The 13,103-nt window shown below is 73.6% G+C and carries 12 protein-coding genes and 1 pseudogene; 6 read left to right on the top strand and 7 right to left on the bottom strand.

Annotated features, from left to right (window positions below):
* Positions 1 to 123 precede the first annotated feature (123 nt).
* On the bottom strand, positions 124 to 777 hold the full coding sequence (locus tag AB0D46_RS18905) for a DUF2293 domain-containing protein (RefSeq protein WP_362878727.1): 654 nt from the start codon (positions 775 to 777) through the stop codon (positions 124 to 126).
* A gap of 144 nt (positions 778 to 921) precedes the next feature.
* On the opposite strand from AB0D46_RS18905, the gene AB0D46_RS18900 reads away from it, so the two are divergent.
* The gene (locus AB0D46_RS18900; RefSeq protein WP_362878725.1) at positions 922 to 1,287 is read left to right on the top strand and encodes a hypothetical protein; all 366 of its coding nucleotides are present in this window, start codon (positions 922 to 924) and stop codon (positions 1,285 to 1,287) included.
* Between the two features lie 123 nt (positions 1,288 to 1,410).
* Here the strand turns inward: AB0D46_RS18900 and AB0D46_RS18895 are convergent, their stop codons facing one another.
* Positions 1,411 to 2,856, bottom strand: a complete 1,446-nt coding sequence (locus AB0D46_RS18895; RefSeq protein WP_362878723.1) for a WGR domain-containing protein — start codon at positions 2,854 to 2,856, stop codon at positions 1,411 to 1,413.
* A gap of 92 nt (positions 2,857 to 2,948) precedes the next feature.
* On the opposite strand from AB0D46_RS18895, the gene AB0D46_RS18890 reads away from it, so the two are divergent.
* The gene (locus AB0D46_RS18890) at positions 2,949 to 3,593 is read left to right on the top strand and encodes a uridine kinase (protein WP_362878721.1); all 645 of its coding nucleotides are present in this window, start codon (positions 2,949 to 2,951) and stop codon (positions 3,591 to 3,593) included.
* A gap of 61 nt (positions 3,594 to 3,654) precedes the next feature.
* On the opposite strand, the gene AB0D46_RS18885 is transcribed toward AB0D46_RS18890, so the two are convergent.
* Entirely contained in the window at positions 3,655 to 4,560 is a 906-nt protein-coding gene (locus AB0D46_RS18885; protein WP_362878719.1) for a PfkB family carbohydrate kinase, read from the bottom strand.
* Positions 4,557 to 5,489: a pseudouridine-5'-phosphate glycosidase gene (locus AB0D46_RS18880; RefSeq protein WP_362878717.1), complete on the bottom strand. Its 933-nt coding sequence runs from the start codon at positions 5,487 to 5,489 to the stop codon at positions 4,557 to 4,559. Before AB0D46_RS18880 ends, AB0D46_RS18885 begins: the two co-directional genes overlap by 4 nt.
* Positions 5,490 to 5,571: 82 nt before the next feature.
* On the opposite strand from AB0D46_RS18880, the pseudogene AB0D46_RS18875 reads away from it, so the two are divergent.
* Positions 5,572 to 6,358: pseudogene (locus AB0D46_RS18875) on the top strand (class I SAM-dependent methyltransferase).
* Positions 6,359 to 6,430: 72 nt separating this feature from the next.
* Positions 6,431 to 6,811 (top strand): cupin domain-containing protein, encoded by a 381-nt coding sequence (locus AB0D46_RS18870; protein ID WP_362878715.1) that lies wholly within the window; start codon positions 6,431 to 6,433, stop codon positions 6,809 to 6,811.
* Positions 6,812 to 6,837: 26 nt separating this feature from the next.
* Here the strand turns inward: AB0D46_RS18870 and AB0D46_RS18865 are convergent, their stop codons facing one another.
* The 3 genes from AB0D46_RS18865 to AB0D46_RS18855 all read right to left on the bottom strand — a co-directional run bounded on the left by AB0D46_RS18865 (position 6,838) and on the right by AB0D46_RS18855 (position 9,956).
* The gene (locus AB0D46_RS18865) at positions 6,838 to 8,106 is read right to left on the bottom strand and encodes an MFS transporter (RefSeq protein ID WP_362878823.1); all 1,269 of its coding nucleotides are present in this window, start codon (positions 8,104 to 8,106) and stop codon (positions 6,838 to 6,840) included.
* Positions 8,107 to 8,371: 265 nt separating this feature from the next.
* Positions 8,372 to 8,935, bottom strand: a complete 564-nt coding sequence (locus tag AB0D46_RS18860) for a methylated-DNA--[protein]-cysteine S-methyltransferase (protein ID WP_362878713.1) — start codon at positions 8,933 to 8,935, stop codon at positions 8,372 to 8,374.
* 97 nt (positions 8,936 to 9,032) lie between these two features.
* Positions 9,033 to 9,956: a glycerophosphodiester phosphodiesterase family protein gene (locus tag AB0D46_RS18855; RefSeq protein ID WP_362878712.1), complete on the bottom strand. Its 924-nt coding sequence runs from the start codon at positions 9,954 to 9,956 to the stop codon at positions 9,033 to 9,035.
* A gap of 324 nt (positions 9,957 to 10,280) precedes the next feature.
* On the opposite strand from AB0D46_RS18855, the gene uvrB reads away from it, so the two are divergent.
* Together uvrB and AB0D46_RS18845 are read left to right on the top strand one after the other, a co-directional pair.
* On the top strand, positions 10,281 to 12,425 hold the full coding sequence (gene uvrB, locus AB0D46_RS18850) for an excinuclease ABC subunit UvrB (RefSeq protein WP_362878710.1): 2,145 nt from the start codon (positions 10,281 to 10,283) through the stop codon (positions 12,423 to 12,425).
* Positions 12,426 to 12,513: 88 nt separating this feature from the next.
* Complete coding sequence (locus AB0D46_RS18845) at positions 12,514 to 13,092, top strand: TerD family protein (RefSeq protein ID WP_362878708.1); 579 nt, start codon at positions 12,514 to 12,516, stop codon at positions 13,090 to 13,092.
* Positions 13,093 to 13,103: the final 11 nt, after the last annotated feature.

Here is a 13,103-nt window from a genome sequence, read left to right as displayed (position 1 = left end):
GGCCCGGGCCGCGGGATCCGACCCCCGCCCGCCGCCGGCCCCCGGCCCGGAGTCACGGCCGAGCCCGCCCGCCGCCCGGTCCACGCGCCACGGACGCCCTCGTTCGCCGCCCCGGCCCGGGGCTTACGGCCAGGCCCGCCAGCCGTCCAGGATCGCGTCGATCCGCTCCGCGAGCCGGGCCCGGGCGGCGAAGCGGGGGACCCCCGCCATCAGCAGCGCGTCGTACTCGGTGTCGGTGTGCCGCACGGCCGCCCGGACCGCCACGGACACCGCCAACTCGTCGAGGGCCCGGCCCGCCGCGCTGCGGCCCACCCGGCCGCTGCCGCGCAGCGAGGCGTGCGCGGCGATGTCCCGCGCCCGGTCCGGGGGACACCCGGGGAACAGCCGCAGGATCTCGGCGCCGAACGCGGCCGTGAACCGTACGTCCTCGGCGGCCCGCCGCAGCCGGTCGCGTTCTCGACGGCGGGCCCGCGCGTCGGCGTCCGCCAGGCAGGACCGCTCGGCGCGTGCCAGCGCCGCCTCCTCGACGAGCAGGCCCTGTCGTTCGTAGCGGCGGCGGCGCTGGTGCCGGCGTACGACGACGGCCGACAGCGAACTGGCCTCCCGGGCCCGCCGGGTGAGCGCCGCGTCGCCGCGCGGCAGGTAGACGAGGTGCCCGAGGTCCGCGCAGTGCAGACAGCGGGGCACGCCCGCCTCCCGGACGAGGTGCCGCAGCGGGCCCTGCCGGCAGTCCGCGCAGTGGATCTGCTTCGGTGACTCGAAAACGACGAGGCTCATACAGGGGTGATACCGCTGACCGGTGCGTATATCACCTTGTACAGATAGGTTGTTAGCCTTTCATCAACTGTTTCCCGCCGTCATGATGTCCTCCTACCGTGACGTGGATCGGGTGGGCCGCGAGGGGCCCGTGGGGGAGGGCGCATGGGCGGACGACAGGCGATGGCGAGGCGCCCGAGGGCGACGTCCTCGGACCTCGTGCGCCGGGAAGTCGTCATAGCGCCCGGCGGCTGCACCGGCTGGCACTACCACCTGGTGCCGCTGATGGCGGTGGTCAAGGCCGGAACCCTGACGCGGATCCTCGACGACGACACCGTCGAGGTGCACACCGTCGGCGACACCTTCGTGGAGCCGGAGGGCCTCGGACACGTCCACCTCGGCCGCAACTTCGGCAGCGAGGCGATCGTCCTCCACGTGACCTGCGCCCTCCCGCAGGACGCCCCCTTCGCCATATCCGTGCCGGCCCCGCTCGACGCCACCCCCTGCGGCTGCCCCGAACACTCCCCCTGAGCCGGCCGCGGGTACGCCGCCGGGCGGGTCGGGCCGGTGTCCGTGGAGACCCCCGTCCACCACGGACACCGACCGCACCCGCCCGGCGCCGCCCCCTTCCCCTCAAGCCCCCGGGGCCCCCGCTCAGACCAGGCGGCGGATCTCCCCGCGCACCCGGTAGAAACCGCCGGCGGCCGGGTGCAGCCCGTCCACCACGTACCGCGCCCCCACCTCCCGGATGCCGCGCGGGAACTGGACGTGCCACCCCGCGTCGAAGCCCTCGGAGATCACCTGCACCCGCATCCGGGCCCCCTGCTGGACGCACTCGACCACGACACCGCCGATCGGCACCGAGGCCCGCGAGACCGTCGCCACCGCCGCGGCCGAGGCCGCCGGGACGAAGACCGGCAGGGCCGCCGCCGACTTCACGTCCAACGCGGTGGGGACGGAACCCTGCTGGGCGGCCGCGATCGCCGCCTCGCTCGCGTCCACGCACACCAACGAACCGTCCGTGGTGACCAGGTACAGCCGCCCGTCCAGGTACTGCATCGACAGCGCGGAACCGCCGCCCGTCCCGAGCTTCCACAGCCGGCGCCCATCGGCGTCGAAGCAGTACACCGAGGACGAGGAGTCACCCGCGAACACGTGCCGCCCGTCGGGCGAGGTCGCGCAGGAGTACACGGCCGCGTCGCACGGGTACGAGGCCTCGACCGCGCCCGTCGCCTTCGACAGCCGCTGCACGGTGTTGCGCACCGTTCCCGCGTACACCGAGTGCTCCTCCTGCCAGCCGAACAGGACCCCGCCCGGGGTCCTCGTGTGCCACAACTCACCCGTACCGTCCGCCGCGTACGCCGTCACGCCGTTGCCGTGACCGTGGTAGACCGCCCGCTCGTCCGCCCGGACCATCCACGCCCCGCCCCCGGAGGACTTCCGCGACCACTGGTGCTCGTCCTCGTGGTCGATGACCGTCAGGCCGCCGTTCGCGTCCGAGACGTTCAGCACGCCCTCGTGGATGTCGAGCCAGTAGATGTCCACGTCCGCCGCGATGCCGTACGCCCCGAACGGGACCTTCGACGACAGGTCGTACACCGTGCCGTCGTCACACCCCGCGTATATCCAGAAGTCGTCCGCGACCAGGCACTTCACCCCGTCCGGCAGCGAGTAGCGGGCCAGCACCTCACCGCCGTGGCTCACCGTGTAGACGTCGCCGGCCTGGTTGCCGACCCAGCAGCGGTCCTCGTCCACGTGGATCCCGAACGCCGAGGAGCCGGTACGGAAGCGCCACAGCACCGGGGCCACGGCGCGCGCCGTCGACGGCGCCGACGCGACCTGGCGGCGGGTCACCGAGCGGGCGGCGCGCCCGCCCCGCACGGCGGGCGCGTACCCCTTGCGGACCTTCTCGCCGACCTTCTTCGCGGCGGCCGCCCGGGCCTTCTCGGGCGTCGGGAAGGAGGAGCTCTGCAACTGGCCCTCGGCGCCGATGCGTCCGTACCGCACCGAGACGACGGTGCCCTCCACCGTCACCTCGTAGAACTTGTGCGCCGCGCCGTCGTCCTGCGACAGCTCCAGGTACGTCGTCTCCCGAGCCATGACAGACCCCTTCTCAGAGCCGGGCCGCCGGCTCCTGTCCACCGGTGATCCCTTCGTGGAAAAAACTAGGCCCCGCCACTGACAATGGGCGGGTGCAGCTCCAAGCGATCACCTGGCAGCAGCTGGCCGGTCGGCTGGCCGCCCACCTCGACACCCCCGCCGACGACCCCGCACCGGGGACCTGGCAGCGCGTCGGCATCGACGGCGCGCCCGCCGCCGCGACCGACGTCCTGGCCGGTCACCTCGCCGACGCCCTGCGCCTGCGCGGCCGTACGGTCCTGGTCGTGGCCGTCGCCGGCTTCCTGCGGCCTGCGTCGCTCCGCTTCGAGTACGGGCGCCACGACGTCGACTCCTACCTCGGCGGCTGGTACGACACCGGCGCCCTGTGGCGCGAGGTCTTCGGCCCGACCGACCCCGGCGGCAGCGGGCGGGTGCTGCCCGACCTGTGGGACCCGGTCACCGACCGGGCCACCCGCAGCCCCTACGTCGAACTCGCTCCGGGCGCCGTGCTGATCGTGCACGGGCCGCTCCTGCTGGGGCACTGGTTCCCCTTCGACCTCAGCGTGCACATCGGCCTCTCGCCCGGGGCGCTCGCCCGCCGCACCGAGGAATCCGAACGCTGGACGCTGCCGGCCTTCGCCCGCTACGCGCGGGAGACCGGCCCGGCCACGGCCGCCGACGTCCTGGTAAAGGCGGACGACCCGCGCCACCCGGCCTGGACCGGCCTGCCGGACTGAGCGGACGGACGTGGGGGCGGGGGCCGTCACAGCGGCCCGAACCGCCCCCGTCCGCGTCGTCCTACACGGGCCGGCCGCCCAGCCGGCCGACCGCCAGGGCCGCCGTCCGGCAGCCCGCGCGGGCCGCTTCCACCGGGTCCGCGCCGGCCAGCCGGGCGGCGAGGAAACCGCCGGTGAACGCGTCCCCGGCACCGGTGGAGTCCACCGCCTCGACGGACTCCGCCCCGACCTCGGCGGTGATCCGGCCGCCCTCGGCGACCAGGGCCCCGCCCGCGCCGAGCGTCACCACCACCAGCGCCGCCCGCCGGCTCAGCTCCTCGGCAGCCCGCGCCGGCCCGGCCGGCTCCGGCAGGCCGGCCAGCAGCCGGGCCTCGTCCTCGTTGGGCAGCAGTACGCCCACCCCGGCGACGGCGGCCAGGAACCGCTCCCGCCCCAGCGCGGCGAGGAACCCCGCCGACGCGGGGTCCACGCTGACCGGCACGCCCCGCGTGCGGGCCGCCCGCAGCGCGACCAGGGCCAGTTCCCGGCTGGAGTCGGCGAAGAACAGGTACCCCGACAGGTGCAGGTGCGCGGCGTCGTCCAGCAGGGCCGGCGCCCAGTCGGCGGGGCACAGGCGCAAGGAGGCCCCGCTGTCGGTCAGGAAGGTGCGTTCGGCGTCCTTGCCGACCAGGGCCACGACCGTCCCCGTCGGCTCCGACCGGTCGATCACCAGCCGGGGCCGCACCCCCGCGTCGACCAGCGCCCGCTCGTGCCAGCGCGCCGACTCGCACCCCACCCGCGCGAGGAGGCGCACCTCCGCCGTTCCCGTACGGGCCGCCCAGCAGGCGGCGTTGGCGCCCGCCCCGCCCGGCAGCGTGCGGATCCGGGCGGTGGTGTCGGTGGCCGGGGCCAGGGGTTCGCCGTGCACCGCGACGACGTCCGTGACCACGTCCCCGACCACCAGCAGGGCCCCCGGTGCGCCGGTCACGGCCGCGCCGCCCAGGCCCGCGCGATGCGGGCCCCGAGCCGTACGTTGCCCCGTACCGCCGCCAGGTTCGCCTCCAGCGAGGCGCCGCCCGTCGCCCGCACCAGGAACCCCAAGAGGAACGGCGTCACGGCCTGCCCCGTGATGCCCCGCTCCCGGCACTCGGTGAGGGCCTCGGTCAGGACCCGGTCGTGCAGCTCCGGATCCAACTGCCGCGCCTCCGGAACCGGGTTGGCGACCAGCAGGGCGGAGTCCGGCCCTCCGACGGCGTCCTGAGCGGCCATCACCTCGGCCACCTCCTCCGGCCGGTCCACCGTCCAGTCCACCGGTTCGCCCGAGTCGGACAGGTAGAAGCCGGGGAACCGGGTCGTGCCGTAGCCGAGCACCCCCACCCCCAGGGTCTCCAGCCGCTGGAGCGTCGCCGGCACGTCCAGGATCGACTTCACCCCCGCGCACACCACCGTGATCCGGGTCCGGGCGAGCAACGACAGGTCCGCCGACTCGTCCAGCGACCGCGCCCACTCCCGGTGCACCCCGCCCAGCCCGCCCGTGGCGAACACCCGCAACCCGGCCCGCGCTGCGAGCAGGGCCGTCGCCGACACCGTCGTCGCCCCGCTCGCGCCCGTCGCCAGCGCCGGAGCCAGGTCCCGGTGACCGAGTTTGCGCACGTCGTCATCCGAGGCGATCCGCTCCAGACGGGCCTTGTCGAGGCCCGCGTACGCCACCCCGTCGAGCACCGCGACGGTCGCCGGAATCGCGCCCTCCGCCCGTACCAGGGACTCCAGTTCCAGCCCCACCGCCAGGTTGCGGGGGCGGGGCAGGCCGTGCGCGATGATCGTCGACTCCAGGGCGACGACGGGCCGCCCGGCGTCGAGCGCCTCGCGTACCTCTTCCGACAGGACCGGGACCTCGGCTGCTCCGTGCTGTGGCATGTCCCCATCCATGGCACGTCGTTCGTGCCCCCAAACGCGCTGTCCCCGCTCCGGCGCGAACCTGTCCGAGTAGCGTGCCCCCATGAACACGCGCGGCTTCTACGACGAACTCGCCGACCGCTACGACCTCATGTACGCGGACTGGGACGCGAGCACCACCCGGCAGGGCCGGGCCCTGGACGCCCTGCTCACCACCTCCCTCGGGCCCGGCCCGCACACCGTGCTGGACGACGCCTGCGGGATCGGTACCCAGGCGGTGGGCCTGGCCCGGCTGGGCCACCGGGTCACGGGCACCGACCTCAGCCCCCGGGCCGCCGCCCGAGCCGCCCGCGAGGCAGCCGCCCGGGGCCTCGCGCTGCCCGTCGCGGCGGCCGACATGCGGGCCCTGCCGTTCGCGGACGCCTCCTTCGACGCGGTGGTGTGCGCCGACAACGCCCTGCCGCACCTGCTGACCGCCCAGGACGTCCGCGCCGCTCTGGCCGAAACCCGGCGGGTGCTGCGCCCGGGCGGCCTGCTCCTGCTCTCCACCCGCCCCTACACGGCCCTGCGCCGCACCCGGCCCACGAGCGAGGCCCCGCACGTGCACAACGGGCCCGACGGACGGACGATCACCTTCCAGCTGTGGCACTGGCACCCGGACGGGGAGCGGTACGACGTCGAGCTGTTCCAACTGCTGCCGTCCGGCGGGACCTGGACCACGCACACCTTGGGGGGCCACCTACTGGGCCCTGCCGGAGGAGGAGACGGCCCGGTACCTGCGGGAGGCCGGCTTCGGCGAGCCCGTCCTGCACCTGCCGGCCGCCACCGGCTTCCACCAGCCCGTACTGGGGGCCCGGCGGCCGGTGCCGCACACCCGCTCGACGCAATGACGCGTCCGCGCGGCCCACACTGGACGCTTTGAACACCCCGCGCCCGCCGGCCCGGCCCTAGGCTGACGCGCCATGAGCACCGATGACCACAGCCCCGCCGCCCCCGCCTCCTTCGCGGTTTCCGTCGCCGACGTACCCGACGCCGAGCTGGAGACCGAGGAGCTCGACCCGGCCCAGATCGTCTCCGGCACGCCCGTGGTGACAGGCAAGGTGTTGTGGGAGTCCGCGGACGGCTCGCAGATCCGGGGCATCTGGCAGATCACGCCCGGCGTGGTCACCGACACCGAGGCGGACGAGCTGTTCGTCGTCGTCAGCGGGCGCGCCACCGTCGAGGTCGAGGGCGGCGCCACCCTGGAGGTGGGCCCCGGTTCGGCCTGTGTGCTGCGGGAGGGCGACCGGACCACCTGGACCGTCCACGAGACGCTGCGCAAGGCGTACCACATCAACTGCTGAGCCCCGCACGAGCCGACCGTCGGGCCCTACGCGTCCGCCGCTGCCGCCCCGTCCTCCGCCGCCCGGTCCTTGACGGGACCGGGGTGGCGCCGCGCCGTGAACAGGGCCAGCGCGGCCATGGGCAGCAGCAGCGCGGCCCCGATGGCGTTGAGCCAGCCGTAGCCGGCCTGGGACATGATCAGGCCGGACGCGGCGCCGCCGACGCCGGCGGTGGTGTTCATCGTCAGGTCGCTCAGGCCCTGGACGGCGGCCCGTGCGGGCTGCGGCACCGAGTCGGTCAGCAGCGCGGACCCGGCGACCATGCCCGCGGACCAGCCCAGCCCGAGCAGGAAGAGGCCGAGGGCGCTGCGGGTGTGGCTGCCGTGGGCGGTGCCGGCGAGGAGGGCGGCGACGGACAGCAGACCGGCCGCCAAGCCGATCACGGTGAGCCGGCCGAGGCGGTCGGCGAGCCAACCCATGACGGGGGAGAAGGCGAACATCCCGGCGAGGTGGCCGCTGATGACCAGGCCGATGAAGCGCAGGTCGGCGCCGTGGTGGCCCAGGTCGACCGGGGTCATCACCATGATCGAGACCATGGTGGTGTGCGACACCGCCACCGTCACCAGGGCGAGACGGGCCCGCGGCGAGGCCTTGACGGCGGCGAACCCGGCACGGAGCGAACGCCCCTGACGGCCCTGCTCCGAGGCCGGGGCCAGGGCCCGGGCCGTCAGCAGCGGATCGGGCCGCAGGAACACGCCGAGCAGCGTGCCGGTCAGGAGGAAGACGGCGGCGGCCCATACGAACGGACCGGCCGTCTGGGGTATGGAGGTGCCGGCGAAGCTGTCGCCGGCCGGTGCCGACAGATTGGGGCCGAGCACCGCGCCGACGGTGGAGGCCCACACGACCACGGAGATCGCGCGGGCCCGGTGGTCGGGCTCCGCGAGGTCGGCGGCGGCGAACCGGGCCTGGAGGTTCGCGGAGGACGCCGCGCCGAAGGCGGCCATGCCGATCATGAGGAGCGGGAAGCTCTTGATCGAGGCGGCCAGCACCACGAGGCCCGCGCCGAGCGCGCCGACGGCGTACCCGAGGACGAGCCCGGGCCGTCGACCCTTCGCGGTCATCAGAGCGGCCAGCGGCAACGAGACCAGGGCGGTGCCGATCACCGCCGCGGTGGAGGCGAAACCGGACAGCGCCTCGGTCCCGCTGATCTCGGTGGCCAGTACGGGAGCCAGGGCGATGCTGATCGGTACGCCGAGCCCGCCGATCGCCTGGGAACCGATCAGGACGCCGGAGATCCTGCGCCGGATCCGCGGCAGCGCGGCCGGGTCGACCGGCCCGCCCTTCCCGGCGGGGACGCGGGAGGGGGCCGCCGCCCCGGGAGTGACGCTCACGCCGGACACCCCCGTGGTTGACGCGGGGGCGGGACGCGGGGGGTGAGGCCTGATGCGGCAGGAGTCGTCACGGGCGAAGTGTCCCACCCGCCACCGCGCGGGGGAACCGGGTATCGGCCCGCCGCCCCGGCCGGGCGCCGGGCCCGCCGGAACCCGAAGGCACAGGTCAGAAGGCCGTACGGCGCACCGGTCAGAACAGGGGCTGCGGAAGTACGCCCTCCAGCGCGAGCAGGACCCGCTTGGTCTCCACGCCGCCCCCGAAGCCCCCGATGCCGCCGTCGTTCTCCACGACCCGGTGGCAGGCCACCACCAGCGGCAGCGGGTTCGACCCCATGGCGTTGCCCACGGCCTGTGCCGCCCCCGGCCGGCCGGCGCGGGCGGCCAGCTCCCCGTACCCGACGACCGATCCGTAGGGCACCGTCCGGTCCAGCTCCAGCAGCACCTGCCGGTTGAAGCCCGAGCTGAGCCGCCAGTCCAGCGGCAGCTCGAAGCGCCGCAGCGCACCGGTGAAGTAGGCCTCCAGCTGGCGTATGGGCTCCGCCAGCAGCACCTCCGCGCCCGGCCGGGGGCGCACGGCGTCGGCGCCGAGCCGCGAGACCAGCGCGCCGATCATCCGGTCGGCCCGGTCGGATCCGGCATGGAACTCGACCCGGACCAGCCCCTCGGGGGTCGCGGCCAGGAGCAGGGGACCGATGTCACTGGCGACGACGGTCCATTCGAGGTGCGGCCCGCGGGGCTGCTCGATGCTGTCCACGCGTCCACCGTACGGCCCCGCACCGACAACGCGGCCGGTCTCCGGGAGGATCGGCCGCGGACGGGCTCCCGGGCCGTCCGCGAGCCCGTGGCGGGGCTCAGAACCCGCCGACCGCCTCGCGCACCACGTCGGGGGCGTTCGTGATGATCCCGTCGACGCCCATGTCCTGGACCTTGCGGGCCGTGGCCGCGTCGTCCACGATCCAGGTGTCCACCTCCATGGCCCTGCCGTGGGCGCCCGACAGGGCGTGCACGGCCGCCACCCAGTCCGCCGAGATGGTGGAGTGCAGGGGGTTGATCCGGTCGGTGAACTCGGCGTAGCGCGGCAGGTCGGTCACCGCCGGGGTGCCGAGGAACGCCGTTGCGAGGTCGGGGCGCAGGTCGTGCACGGCGCGGACCGCGTCGGCGCTGAAGCTCTGCACCACCAGACGGTCCGCGACGTGCCGCTCGTCCAACCAGCCGGCCTCGTCCAGCACCTCCAGGGTCTGCTCCTCGATCCCCGGGTAGAACTCCGGCTTCTTGATCTCCAACAGCAGCCGCTGCTGGTTCATCCGCACCCGGTCCAGGTACGCGCGCAGCGTCGGCACCCGGGCCCCCGTCCAGCGGCCGTCGTCGAACCAGCTCCCCGCGTCCAGCTGGGCGATCTCGTCCGCCGTGAAGTCCCGGACCCGCCACGGGGCCCGGTCGGGGAACACCTCCTCCACGTCCGTGGTGCGCGCCAGGGTGTCGTCGTGGATCACCACCAGCTCGCCGTCCCGGGTGCGCTGGACGTCGTTCTCCACCCAGTCGAAGCCCAGCCTCCGCGCCAGGTCGATCGCTTCGAGGGTGTTCTCGGGGGCGTAGGCCGAGGCCCCCCGGTGCGCGTACACGGCGGGGCCGCCCGCGCCCGACGGCCCCGGTCCGGCGGCGGGGGCCGCGGGGCCCGGGTCGGGGACGCCCGAGGCGACCGTCCCGCACAGCACGCTCAGGGCGAGTCCCAGGAATGCGGCGGCGGCCGCGGCGGCGGGTCGGACGACGTACATCGGCGTTCTCCTCGGGTGGGGAGGGGAGGGTCGGAAAGGTCCGGAGGCGCGTGAGCCGTGCCCCGCCGTCAAACGGGGACGGGGCGCCGGACGTTGCGGCGATGTACCCCGGAGGGTTGATTCCACGGCGATCACGGCACGGCCGAGCACGGCCGAGCACGGGCACCGCCGATCACGGCACCGCCGATCACGGCACCGCCGAGCACGGCACGGCCGGGCCCGGGCACCGCGGATCACGGGGACGGAGATCGCCGCGCCGCCGCCGGACCTCGACAAACGGGCCGGACCCGCGCCGCTGTCAGTGGGGGGCCGTACGGTTGACCCATGCGGCCCGTATCGAAGATCGAACGCACGGTGGCGCCTTTCGAGGTCGTCAGCCCCTACCAGCCCAGTGGCGACCAGCCGGCGGCCATCGCCGAGCTGGAGAAGCGCATTCGCGCAGGTGAGAAGGACGTCGTACTGCTCGGTGCCACCGGCACCGGAAAGTCGGCGACCACGGCGTGGATGATCGAGAAGCTTCAGCGCCCGACCCTGGTGATGGCGCCGAACAAGACCCTCGCCGCCCAGCTGGCGAACGAGTTCCGCGAGCTCCTGCCGAACAACGCCGTCGAGTACTTCGTCTCGTACTACGACTACTACCAGCCCGAGGCCTACGTACCGCAGTCGGACACCTACATCGAGAAGGACTCCTCGATCAACGAGGAGGTCGAGCGGCTGCGCCACTCCGCGACGAACTCGCTGCTGACCCGGCGCGACGTGATCGTCGTCGCCTCCGTGTCGTGCATCTACGGCCTCGGCACCCCGCAGGAGTACGTCGACCGGATGGTCTCCCTCAAGATCGGCGAGGAGATCGACCGGGACCAGCTGCTGCGCCGCTTCGTCGACATCCAGTACACGCGCAACGACGTCGCCTTCACCCGCGGCACCTTCCGGGTGCGCGGCGACACCATCGAGATCTTCCCGGTCTACGAGGAACTCGCCGTCCGCATCGAGATGTTCGGCGACGAGATCGAGGCCCTCTCCACCCTGCACCCGCTGACCGGCGAGGTCATCAGCGAGGACCGCGAGCTGTACGTCTTCCCCGCCAGCCACTACGTCGCCGGTCCCGAGCGCATGGAGAAGGCGGTCCGCGGCATCGAGGCCGAGCTGACCGAGCGCCTCGCGGAGCTGGAGAAGCAGGGCAAGATGCTGGAGGCCCAGCGGCTGCGCATGCGCACCACGTACGACCTGGAGATGATGCGCCAGATCGGGTCCTGCTCCGGCATCGAGAACTACTCGCTGCACATGGACGACCGCGAGCGCGGCTCCGCCCCCAACACCCTCATCGACTACTTCCCCGAGGACTTCCTCCTCGTCATCGACGAGTCGCACGTCACCGTGCCCCAGATCGGCGCCATGTACGAGGGCGACGCCTCGCGCAAGCGGACCCTGGTCGATCACGGCTTCCGACTGCCGTCCGCGCTCGACAACCGGCCGCTGAAGTGGGAGGAGTTCCAGGGGCGGATCGGCCAGACCGTCTACCTGTCGGCCACCCCGGGCAAGTACGAGCTCTCGCGCGGTGACGGCTTCGTCGAGCAGATCATCCGCCCCACCGGCCTCATCGACCCCGAGGTCGTCGTCAAGCCCACCGAGGGCCAGATCGACGACCTGGTGCACGAGATCCGCGCCCGCGTCGAGAAGGACGAGCGGGTCCTGGTCACGACCCTCACCAAGAAGATGTCCGAGGACCTCACGGACTACTTCCTGGAACTGGGCATCCAGGTCCGCTACCTGCACAGCGACGTCGACACCCTGCGCCGCATCGAGCTGCTGCGCGAGCTGCGCGCCGGCGAGTACGACGTCCTCGTCGGCATCAACCTGCTGCGCGAGGGCCTCGACCTGCCCGAGGTGTCGCTCGTGGCGATCCTCGACGCCGACAAGGAGGGGTTCCTGCGCTCGGGGACCTCCCTCATCCAGACGATCGGCCGCGCGGCCCGCAACGTCTCCGGTCAGGTCCACATGTACGCGGACAAGATGACCCCGGCGATGGAGAAGGCCATCGACGAGACGAACCGGCGCCGCGAGAAGCAGATCGCCTACAACACCGCCCACGGCATCGACCCGCAGCCGCTGCGCAAGAAGATCAACGACATCGTCGCCACCATCGCCCGCGAGGAACTGGACACCGAACAGTTGCTCGGAACCGGCTACCGGCAGGCCAAGGAGGGCAAGGGGGCCAAGGCGCCCGTGCCCGCGCTGGGCGGCAAGGCGGTCCCCGGCAAGGCCGCGAAGGGCGGCAAGGGGGCCAAGGGCGCCGAGGTGCTCACCGACCGCCCGGCCGCTGAACTGGCCGCGCTGATCGAGCAGATGACGGACCGGATGCGGGGCGCGGCGGCCGAGCTGCAGTTCGAGGTCGCGGCCCGACTGCGAGACGAGGTCGGGGAGCTGAAGAAGGAGCTTCGCCAGATGAAGGAAGCGGGTCTCGCCTGACCCGGGGGCGGTCAGTAGGGTTGGGTATCAGCCGCAGGTACACGCTGCGCACCCGTTATCGGGGCGGGCTATGGAGAGGGGACAGCGCGTGACGGTCAACATGACCAAGGGTCAGGCCATCAGTCTGCAGAAGGCGGACGGCGGCACGCTGACCGCGGTCCGCATGGGCCTCGGCTGGCAGGCGGCCAAGCGCCGGGGACTGTTCGGTTCGCGGACCCGGGAGATCGACCTGGACGCGTCGGCGGTGCTCTTCGCCGACAAGCAGCCCGTAGACGTGGTGTTCTTCCGGCACCTGCAGAGCGACGACGGCTCGGTCCGGCACACCGGCGACAACCTCGTCGGCGGCGTCGGGCAGGGCGGGGACGACGAGGCGATCCTCGTCGACCTCCAGCGCGTGCCGGTGCACATCGACCAGATCGTCTTCACGGTGAACTCGTTCACCGGCCAGACCTTCCAGGAAGTGCAGAACGCGTTCTGCCGCATCGTCGACGAGACCAACGGCCAGGAACTGGCCCGGTACACCCTCGACGGCGGCGGCCAGTACACCGCGCAGATCATGGCGAAGGTGTCCCGGGCCGGCACCGGCTGGCAGATGACGGCCCTCGGCAACCCGGCCAACGGCCGGACCTTCCAGGACCTCATGCCGTCGATCCTGCCGCACCTGTAAGCACCACGCGT

The organism is Streptomyces sp. NPDC048383 (assembly GCF_040651775.1).
In the GTDB taxonomy this organism is placed as follows: Bacteria; Actinomycetota; Actinomycetes; order Streptomycetales; family Streptomycetaceae; genus Streptomyces.
This window is presented reverse-complemented; position numbering and strand designations above follow the sequence as displayed.

Bases quoted from the DNA above. Each gene is read 5' to 3' on its own strand.
- AB0D46_RS18895 (WP_362878723.1), bottom strand. From the start codon at position 2,856: ATGGCTCGGGAGACGACGTACCTGGAGCTGTCGCAGGACGACGGCGCG.
- AB0D46_RS18900 (WP_362878725.1), top strand. From the start codon at position 922: ATGGGCGGACGACAGGCGATGGCGAGGCGCCCGAGGGCGACGTCCTCG.
- AB0D46_RS18905 (WP_362878727.1), bottom strand. From the start codon at position 777: ATGAGCCTCGTCGTTTTCGAGTCACCGAAGCAGATCCACTGCGCGGAC.
- AB0D46_RS18880 (WP_362878717.1), bottom strand. From the start codon at position 5,489: ATGCCACAGCACGGAGCAGCCGAGGTCCCGGTCCTGTCGGAAGAGGTA.
- uvrB (WP_362878710.1), top strand. From the start codon at position 10,281: ATGCGGCCCGTATCGAAGATCGAACGCACGGTGGCGCCTTTCGAGGTC.
- AB0D46_RS18855 (WP_362878712.1), bottom strand. From the start codon at position 9,956: ATGTACGTCGTCCGACCCGCCGCCGCGGCCGCCGCCGCATTCCTGGGA.
- AB0D46_RS18870 (WP_362878715.1), top strand. From the start codon at position 6,431: ATGAGCACCGATGACCACAGCCCCGCCGCCCCCGCCTCCTTCGCGGTT.